14 protein-coding genes are annotated in these 13,928 nt (G+C 47.1%); 9 read left to right on the forward strand and 5 right to left on the reverse strand.

Annotation, left to right across the window (positions count from 1 at the left end):
• A partial coding sequence (locus DXZ20_RS33045) for a putative baseplate assembly protein (protein ID WP_163703701.1) occupies window positions 1–1,334 on the reverse strand: 1,334 nt, incomplete at its 3' end.
• Window positions 1,335–1,342: 8 nt separating this feature from the next.
• Window positions 1,343–1,699, reverse strand: a complete 357-nt coding sequence (locus DXZ20_RS33050) for a GPW/gp25 family protein (protein WP_163671187.1) — start codon at window positions 1,697–1,699, stop codon at window positions 1,343–1,345.
• Between the two features lie 202 nt (window positions 1,700–1,901).
• On the opposite strand from DXZ20_RS33050, the gene DXZ20_RS33055 reads away from it, so the two are divergent.
• A complete protein-coding gene (locus tag DXZ20_RS33055; RefSeq protein ID WP_163671186.1) occupies window positions 1,902–2,111 on the forward strand; it encodes a Nif11-like leader peptide family natural product precursor in 210 nt (69 codons plus the stop codon).
• A gap of 215 nt (window positions 2,112–2,326) precedes the next feature.
• Here the strand turns inward: DXZ20_RS33055 and DXZ20_RS33060 are convergent, their stop codons facing one another.
• The 3 genes from DXZ20_RS33060 to DXZ20_RS33075 form a co-directional block, all read right to left on the reverse strand.
• Entirely contained in the window at window positions 2,327–4,279 is a 1,953-nt protein-coding gene (locus DXZ20_RS33060; protein WP_163702942.1) for an ATP-binding protein, read from the reverse strand.
• 613 nt (window positions 4,280–4,892) lie between these two features.
• Complete coding sequence (locus DXZ20_RS33070) at window positions 4,893–5,156, reverse strand: hypothetical protein (protein ID WP_163702944.1); 264 nt, start codon at window positions 5,154–5,156, stop codon at window positions 4,893–4,895.
• Window positions 5,157–5,162: 6 nt separating this feature from the next.
• On the reverse strand, window positions 5,163–6,440 hold the full coding sequence (locus DXZ20_RS33075) for a Pvc16 family protein (RefSeq protein ID WP_163702945.1): 1,278 nt from the start codon (window positions 6,438–6,440) through the stop codon (window positions 5,163–5,165).
• Window positions 6,441–6,920: 480 nt separating this feature from the next.
• Between DXZ20_RS33075 and DXZ20_RS33080 the strand changes: the two genes are divergently transcribed.
• The 8 genes from DXZ20_RS33080 to DXZ20_RS33115 all read left to right on the forward strand — a co-directional run.
• Window positions 6,921–8,633, forward strand: coding sequence for a phage tail sheath family protein (locus DXZ20_RS33080; protein WP_163670555.1), 1,713 nt, complete (start codon window positions 6,921–6,923; stop codon window positions 8,631–8,633).
• Window positions 8,634–8,746: 113 nt separating this feature from the next.
• Window positions 8,747–9,244, forward strand: coding sequence for a phage tail protein (locus DXZ20_RS33085; protein WP_163670557.1), 498 nt, complete (start codon window positions 8,747–8,749; stop codon window positions 9,242–9,244).
• Window positions 9,245–9,289: 45 nt separating this feature from the next.
• Complete coding sequence (locus tag DXZ20_RS33090) at window positions 9,290–9,772, forward strand: phage tail protein (protein ID WP_006519850.1); 483 nt, start codon at window positions 9,290–9,292, stop codon at window positions 9,770–9,772.
• 8 nt (window positions 9,773–9,780) lie between these two features.
• Window positions 9,781–10,266, forward strand: a complete 486-nt coding sequence (locus DXZ20_RS33095; RefSeq protein WP_163670559.1) for a phage tail protein — start codon at window positions 9,781–9,783, stop codon at window positions 10,264–10,266.
• An 11-nt stretch (window positions 10,267–10,277) separates the two neighbouring features.
• On the forward strand, window positions 10,278–10,709 hold the full coding sequence (locus DXZ20_RS38630) for a hypothetical protein (RefSeq protein WP_348918745.1): 432 nt from the start codon (window positions 10,278–10,280) through the stop codon (window positions 10,707–10,709).
• Window positions 10,710–10,716: 7 nt separating this feature from the next.
• Entirely contained in the window at window positions 10,717–10,974 is a 258-nt protein-coding gene (locus tag DXZ20_RS33105) for a hypothetical protein (protein ID WP_163702946.1), read from the forward strand.
• 1 nt (window position 10,975) lies between these two features.
• Window positions 10,976–11,524 carry a phage tail protein gene (locus DXZ20_RS33110; RefSeq protein WP_163702947.1) on the forward strand — a complete coding sequence of 183 codons (549 nt, stop codon included), beginning with the start codon at window positions 10,976–10,978 and terminating at the stop codon, window positions 11,522–11,524.
• A gap of 3 nt (window positions 11,525–11,527) precedes the next feature.
• Window positions 11,528–13,928 (forward strand): hypothetical protein (locus DXZ20_RS33115; RefSeq protein WP_250566014.1); only part of this gene is annotated, 2,401 nt, incomplete at its 3' end.

Raw genomic sequence — 13,928 nt, forward strand, 5'->3', positions numbered from 1 at the left:
GACCCTCTGGGGGGAACGGCGCCATACTGTCGTTCCAGCAGCTGTGGGGGGGTAGTGAGTACGGTGGTGCCGTGGAATTGTTGTTGCGATCGCACGTGTGTCGCCGTTTTTAGCTGACCAGGCTCTCGAATCAGGGGGCCAAACTGCACCATCCCCGTCAGCGAATCGAGGGTGTAATGCCAATCCTCTGGACCAGAGTCAGCAAAATCAGTCACCTCTTGCCAGTCTTGCTGAATACCGCTGGGCAGAATGATCGATAAAAATTCTGTTTCATTACGGGGAAGCACCGGCTGGCTCTGCAATTGAAAGCTTTGGCCTGGCTGCCCGTCACTTTCCCCTAGCAATTCATCCTGCACCAGCAGGCACTGGCTAGCATCAATGGTGCCACCAATGGAACGAGCTGAAACACTCAAGAGACGAGGAGAATTACTATAGGTGGGAACTCCCATGTCAGGAGTTGTACAAACACAGCGTAGCCAACGGCCCCGATAGCTAGCAAAGTCGGTCACTGGAAATTGTTGAGGCAGGTGCAGCACCACCTCTCCCTGCTGAATATCGCTGGTGCTACCCGTATTGTAAAAACTAAACCCACAGGTCTCGTCATCGCTTTCTTGCATGAGAACTGGCACCCAGGTTTGACCATCCCAGGCTTGCCATTGGCGGGGTGGTGTCTCAGGACGAATACCAGTGGGCGTTGCCGTTTCACCCGTAAAGTGTAGGGCGATCACATTGCCTTCAAGGGACTGGGCTGGATCAAGCACTAGATAAAAGCTGTTACCAGGTTGAGGGGTGGGATTAAAAATAGTCTGTTCACAACCGGTCCAATCACCACTATTATTACGACTCCAACGGGTAGAGAGCCGATCTTGTAAAACGTTAGGAATACGCTCAGCCGTATCTGCTGTCAACAGATGATTAATCAAGGGAAGACCAATGATTAGTGGCCGATCAGTACTAAAAATAATGGCCTCTTCTGTTTCAGTACGCTCAGTTGCCACCTCTACTGCCACAGGAATTTGGTAGGGCTCTGGCAAACTTGCAGCCAGGTAAAACGTAATGGCGGTATGGGCAGGCGCAGGCGGCTGTAAACGAATACCTAACAACTCTAAAAAAGCTACATAGTTACGACGCGGCACCTGATTAAACCGCATCATCATTTGGTCAGTGAGCCAGCCAAATAGCTCCACCATGGTGATGCCGGGATCACTAGGATTATGATTAGTCCATTCCGGGCAGTAGCGGGGCACACGCAACAGACACTCTTCGACCAGCTCCTTAAACGTGCGGTCGTCTAAATTGGAATTAGGTAGTTTGGGCAGAAAGTCAAATTCCATAGGGCTCGCTACTCATCAGATGGGGTGAGATAAAAGGGGTATACCAAACTCCGTCGATGAGGTGTTTCTCGAATTCGATAATTAACAGTGATACTGAGACTGGCTGTATCAGGCATCGGTATGGCTGTAACTGCTTCAACCAAGACACGAGGTTCCCACTTTTGGATCGCTGTGCGAGCATAAATCTGGGCCAGCAGTAGAGTGTCATCATTGAGGGGAGCAAACACTAATTCATGGAGGCGAGAGCCAAAATCAGGGCGATAGACTCTCTCGCCTAAACGAGTGCTGAGAATGATGACAATTGATTCTTCAAGATTACGATAGTCATGACTAAATTGAAGTCCCCCCTGAAGCGTTAACCTCATGGGAAATCCCCAACCCTGTCCTAAAATCTCTTTAGTGCTTACCAATATGTTTATTGCTGTTAACTTTTTTTGTTATGTTAACCACCTAAACGTGAGAAAACTTCCGTGATTCTAACGATTCGCACTAGCCAGGTATTCAGGGTACAACAGTAAACACAAATGAATTTTAATTGATTCAATTCCTTTAGCGAGTATTTAAATTATGGCTAGAGAACAAGTAGCTAAGCTTTTTCGCGAAGCTCAAACAAACCCGTCCCTACGCAACTCCCTCAGTGCAGCACCTAGCCCAGAGATATTTGTAGCGATGGCTAACCAAAAGGGCTTTTCGTTTACGATGAAAGAATGGCGAGAGATGACTAATTTCTCGGTGGAAGAATTAGAGTGTGAACTCTCTGAGATTCCTGGAATTTAAAGCATCTGAGTCACACGAGTATTTTGTAGCGTAAGTTTGCCCACTATCAAATTCAAATGTGGATGGGTGGATGCGATCGCTGCCAAGTTTCTGCCATGGGTACTAGCATAGTTGCATAGCTGATCATTTTCTCTGCATTGCCTTAGAAAAGAGGGATTGAAACTCTCTTTTCTAAGGCTTTTCTAGTGTCAAGAAGAAGGCACGGCGGTGTACCCCTATATCCATCCCTTAATTTCTGTATCGGTTAATGGGCGCTCTAACTTTAGATATTCGCGTTTAGCTGCCTGCAGTAGATGTTTCATCATCACAGGCTCATCAGCATCGGCTGCGATAAAGGCGGCACTCAGGGCAATATTCCGGATGTTACCGCCAGCAATGCTCAGTTTTGCTAAACGCTCATAGACTAAGTCTTTAGTGGGAGTATCCGCAGGAAATACACGACGCCAAATCTCAGCTCGCTGTTTAGCGTCGGGGAAAGGAAATTGAACAACAAACCGTAAACGACGGAGAAATGCCTGATCGATGGAGTTCTTCAGGTTGGTGGTTAAAATAGCCAACCCCCGATAAGACTCCATCCGCTGTAGAAGATAACTAACTTCCATGTTGGCATAGCGATCTTTAGAGTCACTGACATCGCTGCGTTTACCAAATAAAGCATCGGCTTCATCAAAGAGTAGAATCACCCCCCCGCCCTCAGCGGCATCAAAAATACGACGCAAATTTTTCTCAGTTTCACCGATATATTTACTCACCACTGTACTTAGATCAATCCGATAAAGATCAAGATTGAGATCCCGTGAGATCACTTCAGCTGCTGTCGTTTTACCCGTACCGCTCGCACCAGAAAATAGAGCACTAATGCCTAATCCACGGCCACTTCTGCCACCAAAACCCCAGTCTTCGTAAACGCGAGAGCGCTGGGCCACGTGGGTAGAGAGTTCTTGAATTATCTGTTGTTCTTTTTCGGGTAATACCAGGCTATCCCAGGTGGCACGAGCGTCAATACGCTGGGCTAATTCATCTAAGCGAGGTCGAGCCTGGGTACGACAAAGATTCCATAGGGGCTCAGGGGTATTAACTGTTTGCCCCTGTAGACAAACGGTATGAATGGCACTAGGGCTCAGATTAAACTGAGACACTAGCGAGTTGATAGAGGTCTGCCAAGTCGTTCCGCGATGGCCGAGGCCAGACTGCCACAGTTGACGCTGTTCTGAGGATGTGGGGTGGTCTACTTCGAGGGTGAAAAGGGGGCGCTGCCGCTGCCGACGGCGATCTCTACCAGTAATCATCAGGGGGAGATTGGTAGTGTCAATAAAGGTTGAGATCGCACTCCGTCTCTCCGCACTTTCAGTCTCTAAATCCTCACAGTTTAAAAGCACTGCCATGCGACTCAGTCGATATTCACGCTCGCATAATGTTTGCAATGTTTTCAGCTGTTGCCAATCGGTAGGTAACGCCTCAGCAGACAACTCCTGTAGTTCTAGGCTTAAATGCTGACAGGCTTCAGAGGCTACAGTTCTCAAGCTAGAGCTATCACCGCCAATCAATTGAATAACTGACAGGAGACTCCCCGGCAACCTCTGAGTCCAAGTCTGTTCTATCTGGTCAATAAGACGTTGATGGGAAGGCACTAACAAACTGGGCGCATGCACAGCATGCATCAGTGTTTGCAAACGTTGGTCAAGATATTGCACCCCTGTCAGATAGTGTAAAATTCGCTCATCAATCCGTAGAGGGCTCGTAACTAACGCATTGCCGCCACCGATCTCAATCAGCTGGTATCGTCGCAGTGTTGCACTGGGGGTTAACGCTTCCCAGCAGACGTTCTCGAATAGGCTTAAGGCTAATCCAAAGGTAGGATAGGCGCTATTGCTAGCTGTTTGGCACAGTTTAGGCCAATGTCCATCTAGTTCCATGCCTGCGCATAGCAGGAGAATGTTTTGCTCAAAGTGAGTGAGCCCAAGACAATGGGTTAGTAGTTCTAGGGTAAATAGTTGACCATTGTAATTGTTGTCTAATGCAGGTGGGGTGGGGTGGGCTAAAGGAGTTTGTGTTTCGTTTTTTTGTTCTAATCGCTGACGGATCTGAGCGAGTGAATAGCTGAGATATTGCTGATTGGCACTGTGCCAACTTTGGATAGATTTAGACGGTGACAATGCAACAGTCATGGTGTTTGGCTCAGTAAAATTATTAGCAATATCTCACCAATGGCAAGATAGACGAGTATTTAATGTGCTGTTAAGAAATAGTTTGAGATTAAGGCATAACCTTATTAATCGACCTAGCCGTATCCTTTACTAAATCTGAATATTGGCGATAAACGAGAGCCTACTTTCGGGGAAACCCCAATTTGCCTAACAGAGATAACTTAATTACTCCTAAAGGGGGAGTTAGGCCCCACTTTAAGCTACCGTGTATACATAAGTTGGAGAGTTGCTCACAGTTTCGAGCCCACTCTCCGAGAAGGGCAAAGTGAAGCTCAAACCCACGTTGGGTTCAAAACCCAACGCTAATTGAGGGCTGTCCACTAAAGGGACAAGATTGGCTGGGCAGCCCTAGATATAGAGCTTCTAGGGATTCTTTAACCGCTTGAGCGGTTTTGAGCCAGTTAGCCTTGCGACTTTGAGTCCAAGGCGGGTTAATGCTTCCTTGCCAGGTGCAAGATCTCAGTATTATCAATTGTGATAACTGTGTTTCCTGAGTTGTCGGCATAGAGCAAAACCAGCTGTTTGGGGTCCCAGGGCATAAAATTTAAATCATGCAATTGCTCTTTAACAAATTCTAATCATTCGTTTTCAGCAAGTCCTGCAAATACTGAATGGCTTCTGTCGGAGATAACAGAACAAATTCTCCATCGCGGAGTAATTCATACTGTCCCCCACGATAACCGTGGGCGGTAATGAGTTTTTTCTCAACTGCTTGGGTCGCTAGAGTATGCAGCTGATTAACACTAATTGTTTCGAGTTCTAGGTTCATTTTATTTTTTAAGGTCTCAAAATCAGGTTCGGCTGGCTGGTCCGCATTGGGTTCGGAAACGTCACTCATGACAATTTATTTGACGACGACTCTGGGGCTATTAAACCAATTAAAGGTGCTGCTGTTAGGATCAGTATCAACACCTAATAGGCTATCAGCCCCATCAACCTGTAGACGAACAAGATAGTCGCCAGGTTTCACGCCGCTAATGGAAATTGTCAAACTGTCGGTATCTGCTGCGCGGGGAGATGCGGTAAAGAGGTAGGTGACTGGGGCATCTGTGGACCACTCATTAAGGGCAAGCACTACATGCTGTTGAGCACCGACAGGTAGATAGGTGGAGATTTGTAAAATCCCCGTCCGTGGATCGTCGTCAACGCCTTCTATATCAACAACTTTTATCGATGTTACGGTGGGACGCAGAACAAAAGGTAACGCATTGGAATTGATCAGTACAGATTGATTAACGATTTTTGAGGAATGTTGCGATTGTTGTTGACCTCCATAGTGAATCACCTGTGCAGACTGAATGCCTGCCCGTAAAGATAAGCGGGGGGCGTCTGTAAGCGACACGTTGATTTCATTGTCGGTGATTGAGTTTGGGACAATCTCAGCATCACCAACTTTGATTTGAGTATTGGGTCCTTGCAACAGCTTCCCTAAAATTCGCAGGGGAGTTTTTTCATCAATGGGGGACAGAGGGCCTGATTGGGCAATGACTTTTTCAATTACTGGCTGATGGGGAAATGGAACCATCCCACCAAAGTAACGCTCTCGCACTGGCAGGGCTTTCTGGGTCGATATTTCACCATCAATGACAACAGCCATGACTTTATAAACCAGAGACAATGAATAGGGTGCCTGAAAAAATGTTGACCAAATTTTAGACAGCTCATCCATATCCATGGGCACTGGATTGATGTTGATTTGTTGCGTCTGGGTGGTTAAATCTGAATTGGCTAAGAACGCCGAGTCTACAATTGCGGTGTCAATCATATCGGCGGTGAGCACAGTTTTATCGCTCAGAGTGCGCACTACACTCCCCAACAACCGCTGGGGTTCTAATTCTGTATCATTACCATAGGCGCTCAACATATAGTAAAGATCCAGAGAGGAGTGGCGTCGAATGGGGCCTTTTTTAGAGCGAAATGTGGCAGTATCACCATTGCGCAGAGCATTATTGTGGGCGACCTGATATAGAAACAAGTTGATGCCTGACTCAGGGGTGCTGCTGCCAATGCTGTTGGGCTTTAGGGTGGTAACTCGAGCTCCGTCTACATCACGCTGAATCGCGCCCTGAAGCAACCGCTGTAGTGTAGCGGTGACAGTTGCGATCGCAAGATGATTACTCATTCAGCCATGTATGAAAACGTCTGCTATAGAAGTGCCCAGTTAACGATTGAATTCAACATTGTTTGATAAATACTAGCGTCTACTGCCATTGGGCAATCTGGATAAACCATTATTCCATCCGTAATTTTGGATAGTTCAAACGTAGTAATGGGAACTAAATATACGTAATTTGATTTTTATTGATATTGCATGGGGATTCTGGGGAAAACAGTATTCTAGGAGTCAATCCACTCACATTGTTGTTGCCGATTTATACTTTGACCACATCCAGAACATTCGTTTTTGTAGAAGAAGCAATCGATTTTAGCTTGGATATGGTTAAGAGACGCTTTAGCCTGTTATCACTGCCCTTTGCAGATAACAGATTAAAACTTAATTAGCAACACTTATATTTTTATCTTCCTGTTAGACGAGGAGAACGTCCTCTCTCTACGGAAAAACACAGATACTACAGCTCAAACTGGATGGAGAATAACTAGTATGGCCTTAGACTACTTTGCGCCAGGGGTCTACGTCGAAGAGGTAGACCGAGGTAGTCGCCCCATTGAGGGCGTTAGCATGAGTGTTGCCGGATTTATCGGCTTTACCGAAGACGTACGAGGAGACGCTGAACTGTTTGAGCCCATGATGGTTACCAACTGGGCTCAATACTTAGAATTTTTTAGCAAGCCAGGCTCCGATGGGTTCACTGATTTTGGCGCTTACCTTCCCTTTGCTGTACAGGGTTGGTTTTTGAATGGTGGCGGTCGCTGTTGGGTGGTAAGTGTTGGCACTAAGCTACCGGGCACGCCTAAACCTGCTGCATCTGAGAATGCAACCAAACTGATCACCTCCAGTGGTAAACCTTCTCTTTCCTTCTATCTAAAAGCCTCTGAATCTGAGGAAGAAGGCACCTTGGCGCTTCCATCCAGTGCGGGTCGATTAACTGTCAGTGTTCTAGATGGAGGACCTAAGCCTTTACCTGACGATGCCGATGAGGATGCGGAACCCCCCATTAATAATGGTGAGTACTTCACAGTCATCGTCAGACAAGGGGATGAAATCTTAGAGCAGTACGATCACCTGAGCATGAATCCAGAGGTGGCCTCCGATGTTGCTGACTATGCTGTCACGATGCTAGAGCCCTCTGAGTATATTGTGGTTGAGAACATCTCACAATCTGGCCAGGCTCTTTCTCGCCGACCGGCTAATGGCTCCTATGAGATCGCACCTCCCCCCTATGTCGGCAAGCCAGAGCGCTTTAATCGCGATCTTCAAGGCAACCGCGACGATCGTACTGGCATTCAAGGTCTGTATGAGATTGATGAAGTCTCTATGGTGGCTTGTCCAGACCTATTGTTAGCCTACGAGAAAGGTCTGATTGATCTCGATCAGGTGCACGGTGTCATGGAAATGATGCTTAGCATGTGTGAGAATTCATTCCCCGGCCCCGCTTATCGCATGGCCATTATCGATCCACCGCCGGTAAAACCAGGCAAAAGCATGGATCCCGTAGAACCCAGTCGTCAGCGTCCGGCAGATGCGGCTAAGTGGTTGACCACATTCAATCGTCGCTCTATGTTTGGGGCCACCTACTATCCCTGGATCAAGGTGGCTGACCCCCGCAACGGCGGTCGTCCTAAACTGGTTCCCCCATCTGGTCACATGATGGGCATCTGGTGTCGTACTGACGAGTCTCGCGGTGTGTTTAAGGCACCTGCCAACGAAACACCCCGGGGTGTTATTGGCCTGGCTTACGAGACAAATATGCGTGAGCAAGAACTGCTGAATCCTTTGGGTGTAAACTGCATTCGTAACTTCTCCAGCTACAACCGTGGCTTAAAAGTTTGGGGTGCTCGTACCCTGGTTGAACCTGACAATGTTCAGTGGCGTTACATCAGCGTCCGGCGACTGTTGAGCTACATTGAAAAGTCCATTGAAATTGGCACCCAGTGGGTTGTCTTTGAACCTAACGATCCTGATCTTTGGGCTCGTGTGAGTCGCACGGTCAGTAACTTCCTAGAACGGCTATGGCGCGAGGGAGCCTTGTTTGGTACATCTCCAGCAGAAGCCTTCTATGTGAAGTGTGATGGTGAGCTGAATACCCACGACACCATTATGTTGGGCCGCTTATATGTTGAAGTGGGTGTCTGCCCTGTACGCCCGGCAGAATTTGTCATCTTCCGTATCAGCCAGTGGGCACCTAATCAATAAGGGATATCAATCAAGGATGTAGAGGCGTTCCATGGAGTGCCTCTACGTCATCCCCCCTCCGAAAGAGAGAGGGGTTTTGGTCAACGTTTTCAGAATTTTAAGGAGATAACCCCATGGCTGATCTCAATAAGCCAATAGCCCCAAGTAGTTTTTATCTGGAACTTGCCGGAGTTTGTGAAGGGGAAAAGTCTGTTTTCAAGAGTGTCAATATTCCTGACTATTCTCCTAAGGTCCAGGGTGGACAGCAGGCTGTTGGCACCACCAAGGGTGGTAAAACCTTGTGGCAAGTAAACTCAGCGGGTTTTGAAGGACTGTTTACCTTTGACTGTGTCTGCATTGCCAGCGGCGATGGTGACAGTACCAGCAAAAAGCTCTACGAGTGGTTTGAGAACTGTTTACCTTCTTCCAATGGCGGCAAGAGTAAATGGGGCGACAACAAAAAAGAAGGTAGCATTACTGCCTACGATACCGATGGCAATGAGGTAGCTAAATGGCAATTTGTTGAGGCATGGCCTTCTAAATATAAGTGTGCCGATCTCGATGTAACGGCAGATGCTTACATCGAAGAGACCTATACCATTACCTGCGAAAAGTTTAACCGCACCATGTAGTTTGACCTTTAGGTCAGTCAAGAGAACAGTCAAGAGAACATAGTCATGGTCCAATATTTAACCAATTCAAAATTCTATTTCGAGATTGATGGCGTAACAGCTTTGTCAATCAAAAACTGTACTGGGCCTGAGATTGAGTTAGAAGTGGCTGGTGGAGATTCAGCCATTGGTGTGACTAAAGATGCCAAAACTCAAACCCAGGCAACGATTGGCGGTGTGAAGTACAACAGCACCGTTACCCTGACCTATGTAGCGGGTAACGAATCTGATCAGAAGAAGTTATCAGATTGGTATAACGATTGCCACCCAGACACCTATTCGGGGGGTGGTTCCAAGGCGATGGATAGTCGCAAAACGGGTTCGCTAGTGGTCTATGACCCGAATGGAAAAGAGGCCATGCGCTATAACTTTATCGATCTATTTCCAGGCAGTAAGAAACAGATTGGCAGCCTTGCCGTTGATAGTGGTGGCAACTTAGCGGAAGACACACTGGAGTTGTACTTTACTCAAGTTACTCGAAACAAATAGTGTAACTAATGACATTTCCAGAGATTTTAACTAAAGCTCGTTTTTATCTGGAACTTAGGCTGGACGGTAGTGTTGATTCAACCGATGGTTACTTCATGGAATGTAGTGGTTTTGCGCGATCGCAAGATGTCATCGAAATCTGTGAAGTAACCCCCCAGGTTTGGGGGAAACAGGGAAAAAGCCGTGGGCACATTGTTCGATCTAAAATTCCAGGAAACAGCTCCTATACCAACATCACAATCAAACGAGGTTTGACCATTTCCACAGCCTTTTGGGAGTGGATGGATACCATTGGCGAGGGTAATTGGATTGACCAGCGTCGCAACGGTGCTCTTTGCATCTATGATCAAGCGGGGGATGAACAATTTCGTTTTGAATTCACTGGAGCTTGGCCCGTCAGCTATAAAATCTCTGATTTAGATGTTAAAGGAGCTGACTACAACATTGAAGAAGTAGAAATTGTTGTCGAATCGCTCAAACGCGTTTGTAACTGAGAAAGAGAATTATGACAGCCATTCAACTCAGCAACAATTTAGGGTTAGCACCACCCAAAACTAAGCCCTCTATTCAACCCATTGATCCGTTGCCGCCCAAAACCATCGCCTCAGATTTTCAACCAGAAGCACCCAGTCATGGCTCCTCTGGTATACAAACTGAGTTTATGTTCAGGCTGCCAACGGGCTATCTGGATGCGGCTGGTCAGGTGCATCAACACGGCACCATGCGATTGGCCCGCACCATTGATGAGATTGAACCCATGTCTGATCCAAGGGTTCAGATGAATCCAGCCTATGCCACGGTGATTATTTTGGCACGGGTTATTCTATCGTTGGGCACCTTACCTGAGGTCAGTCCCACCGTCATTGAGGGCTTATTTGCCGGAGACTTAAATTATCTACAGAACTTTTATAGAAACATCAATCGCCTAACGGGGTAAATACGTTATGACTAATTTAGATTCTATGGCTGGGGCTGAATGCACAACTGTTTTGCCGCCCAGTAGCGATATTTCTAACCCAGCAGCGTTTGTGGCACCCGCCATTGTGCAGAGTGATCATACGCTGGAAGTAAAACGAATGATGGCTCAGGTAGCTGAGAAGCTAGCCCATAATCCCCTAGCGATGCAACAATTTTGCGATCGCATTCACCAACTCCTGTGTGACGACATGAAATTACAACAGGAACGGTCTTGCAGGAGATAAAATGGCCACTACATCAAGCAGCAGCTCTGAGAATTCTACCGCAGCTAACTATGTCACCAGCAATCGATTTTATGTGGAGATCGAAAGCAAAATCACAGCCTGTTTTACAGAATGTGGTGGACTTGGCGTGCAGGTCAAAAAGGAAACCGTCGCGGAAGGAGGCCTAAATGACCAGCAGCGAATTTTGTTGGGTACACCTGAATTTTCGGATGTCACGCTAAAGCGGGGTATGAGTGGCGATCAAGTCTTTTGGGACTGGCTTAATACACTGTTTCAACCGCGCACGTCAGGCACCGCCCTCCAACAGTATCGCCGCAACATCAATATCTTAATTTTCAATCAAGCGGGACAAACCCAACAATGTTGGACTTTGATTGGTGCTGTTCCTGTGGGGTGGCAGGCACCTTCTCTACAGGCAGAGGGTAGTGCCGTTGCCATCGAGGAACTTACGCTAGCGTATGAAGGTTTGAATGTCACCTTTGGCAGCGGTGGCGGTGGGGCCACAATGCTAACAAAACGCTCTGATACTGGCTACTTTGAGAGTAAGTAATCGATGGCAAGACAGCTGGGGCATACGTCTCCCTTAGGCGCATTTCGTAACCTGGGTAGTGGGGTACAGCGACATTCGTTGGGGACGTCATCGTTAGCGATCTTAGATCTTAAAACGTTTTATCCCCATGGGTTTCCTGTCAATACCTCTGACGGAACAGATCATGCATCGCAATCCAGCATCGCAGATAATACAGTCGCGCGTAGTGTAGACACGCCAGTACCTTCAGCTCACCATGCAAAATCGCGCGTTAAGGGAGAAAATACACCTAGTGCCGTCGAGCAGACTCCCTCTTTTCGTAACAGTTTGCAGCGTTACTTCTCACCAGAGGTAGCAGGTCGTTCTGATGCGATCGCACCTACCTCCTCTTATCTCTCCCCTCATCAGCCTGCTGCCCAAGCCTCTCCAACCCATGCATCTACATCAAATTTTCAAGCCGCTCATAAAATAACAGATGGCGACCCTTCTGATACCCGTGAGGTCTCCGCGACAATTGAGGCTCAGACCATACAACGGTTAACGGATGAGAATACTCGCAACACTACATCCAATCATCCCCAAGTATCCCCTACCAATAGTCCTCAATCTGTTCCGGAACCACATCCACCAACATCCGCTCAACAGCCTCCCATTGGCTTAGCCTCAACCGATATTAATCAATCCGTCCAGAGTCTCCGAGAACCGTCTCCAATTCAACGGTCGACTAACCAGGACAATCCAAGGACTGGGCCATCTACCAACGTAAAAACTCAAGCTGGGTTAGGGGTGAAACCCCAAGAATCTTTAGATCTGTCTCTATATGCTGAGTCAGGTTCAACTTCAGATTCAAATGCAGTTGACTCATCCACTACTATCCCTAAGGCATCACAAGAAACTGCCCCCAGCAGTTTACAGAGGGCCGCAGATACGGTCAACCATAATAAGCAAAATGCGGTTGCCCAGACGCCACCTATGGGACTGGGCTCAACTGATATTCACCAATCCATTCAGAGCCTGCGAGAACTGTCTTCTCCGATTCAGCGAGCTACTCAGCATCACCCAACTATTGGACAGTCTGCGGACGGAGGAACTCAATCAAGGGTAGAGTATACAAAACCCACAACTTCAAATCCGTCTCCCAATATTGAGATAGGGCCAACTTTAGGAACACGTGCAACTGACTCGCCTGTTCAACGATTTGATGAGTCGCAGCAGCCACCTGGCCATTTATCCTCCTCTGGTAAAACGAGTATTGCCCATGATGACATTCAACTAGCGTCCAATCAGCAACCGACAGCCCCCAATGGATTATCGGCCCTTCTTGAAACTCAGGAGATTGCCTTAGACCAGGCTAAAGCATCGTCTCATTCGAATTCAGATAGCCCAGATATAATTCAAAGAAAGGTTGATCTGTTATCTAAACAAACAATCAATGCTGGTGATAACAGTTCACAAGCAGAGCTAACTCACGTAGAAACTCTAGATCTGAAATCAGATAATTCTAATCAATCATTCGACTGCACAGCGACACCTGAGACATTATCTTCCACAATAGATCCTATTCAACGGGCTATAGCTGGATCTGATATCGGTGATCAGGGTATCCAATCACCCGCGCAGAGACCAACTCCAGTCAGTCAGGATTTTGCTATATCAGAGCCATCAGCGACCGATCAGATAGCTGCTCATTCTGAAATTCAAAGGTCACCTAATTTTAGTGATATAGATAACTCTTCAAACCATCAACTATCTGGATCGCAAGAGTCTCTCAGTCATGCGTCAGCGGCTGACTCAATTGATTCACTGAGCACTGAGAAATCTGTTACTGATGCACCCAAACTGATTCAACGTGTAGCTGAATCATCTCAGACAATAGAAGTCTCCCATGACTCCAGCCCAGTAGATATAGGTCAGCCGTCTGCTCAGCCGTCTGTAAGTAATCTGTCAGAAACATTATTCAATTATCCCCATCCAACCCCGTCCATACCTAAGGATATTTCTAGGAAAAAAGCTAACCATTATTCAGACCCCGTTCGGTTGAGCGGTTCGGCTAAGATCACCGTCGAAGCCTCACATCGAAGCCAACCCCCCAATTCTGAGGGCTTTGAGTCTTATCCCTCTGAGAATCTGGGAGACCCTATTATGCCTAGTCGGGATAATAGCATTGCTTCCATAAAAGGGGAGAACTCCAGCCAGTGTAGCCTTTTCGAGAAAATATCTAACCAGGTTGACCCCATTCAACGAGTAGCTAAAACACCTCAGTCCTCAGGCTCGGACTCAGTTGTGAGTGAAATTAGTCAGACAGACAGCCCCCAATTATCGGCTAATCGTCGTTCTGAAACTGAGACTATTCAGAATTCAGGTAATGATCAATCCGGTGATAATTTGGAATCACCAGTTCAACGCTCAGCGGATTTAATTCAGT

The organism is Adonisia turfae CCMR0081 (genome assembly GCF_011009555.1).
GTDB classification, from domain to species: Bacteria; Cyanobacteriota; Cyanobacteriia; order Phormidesmidales; family Phormidesmidaceae; genus Leptothoe; species Leptothoe turfae.

Coding starts and splice junctions, on each gene's coding strand:
- DXZ20_RS33050 (WP_163671187.1), bottom strand. CDS start 1,699: ATGAGGTTAACGCTTCAGGGGGGACTTCAATTTAGTCATGACTATCGT.
- DXZ20_RS33055 (WP_163671186.1), top strand. CDS start 1,902: ATGGCTAGAGAACAAGTAGCTAAGCTTTTTCGCGAAGCTCAAACAAAC.
- DXZ20_RS33060 (WP_163702942.1), bottom strand. CDS start 4,279: ATGACTGTTGCATTGTCACCGTCTAAATCTATCCAAAGTTGGCACAGT.
- DXZ20_RS33070 (WP_163702944.1), bottom strand. CDS start 5,156: ATGAGTGACGTTTCCGAACCCAATGCGGACCAGCCAGCCGAACCTGAT.
- DXZ20_RS33075 (WP_163702945.1), bottom strand. CDS start 6,440: ATGAGTAATCATCTTGCGATCGCAACTGTCACCGCTACACTACAGCGG.
- DXZ20_RS33080 (WP_163670555.1), top strand. CDS start 6,921: ATGGCCTTAGACTACTTTGCGCCAGGGGTCTACGTCGAAGAGGTAGAC.
- DXZ20_RS33085 (WP_163670557.1), top strand. CDS start 8,747: ATGGCTGATCTCAATAAGCCAATAGCCCCAAGTAGTTTTTATCTGGAA.
- DXZ20_RS33090 (WP_006519850.1), top strand. CDS start 9,290: ATGGTCCAATATTTAACCAATTCAAAATTCTATTTCGAGATTGATGGC.
- DXZ20_RS33095 (WP_163670559.1), top strand. CDS start 9,781: ATGACATTTCCAGAGATTTTAACTAAAGCTCGTTTTTATCTGGAACTT.
- DXZ20_RS38630 (WP_348918745.1), top strand. CDS start 10,278: ATGACAGCCATTCAACTCAGCAACAATTTAGGGTTAGCACCACCCAAA.
- DXZ20_RS33105 (WP_163702946.1), top strand. CDS start 10,717: ATGACTAATTTAGATTCTATGGCTGGGGCTGAATGCACAACTGTTTTG.
- DXZ20_RS33110 (WP_163702947.1), top strand. CDS start 10,976: ATGGCCACTACATCAAGCAGCAGCTCTGAGAATTCTACCGCAGCTAAC.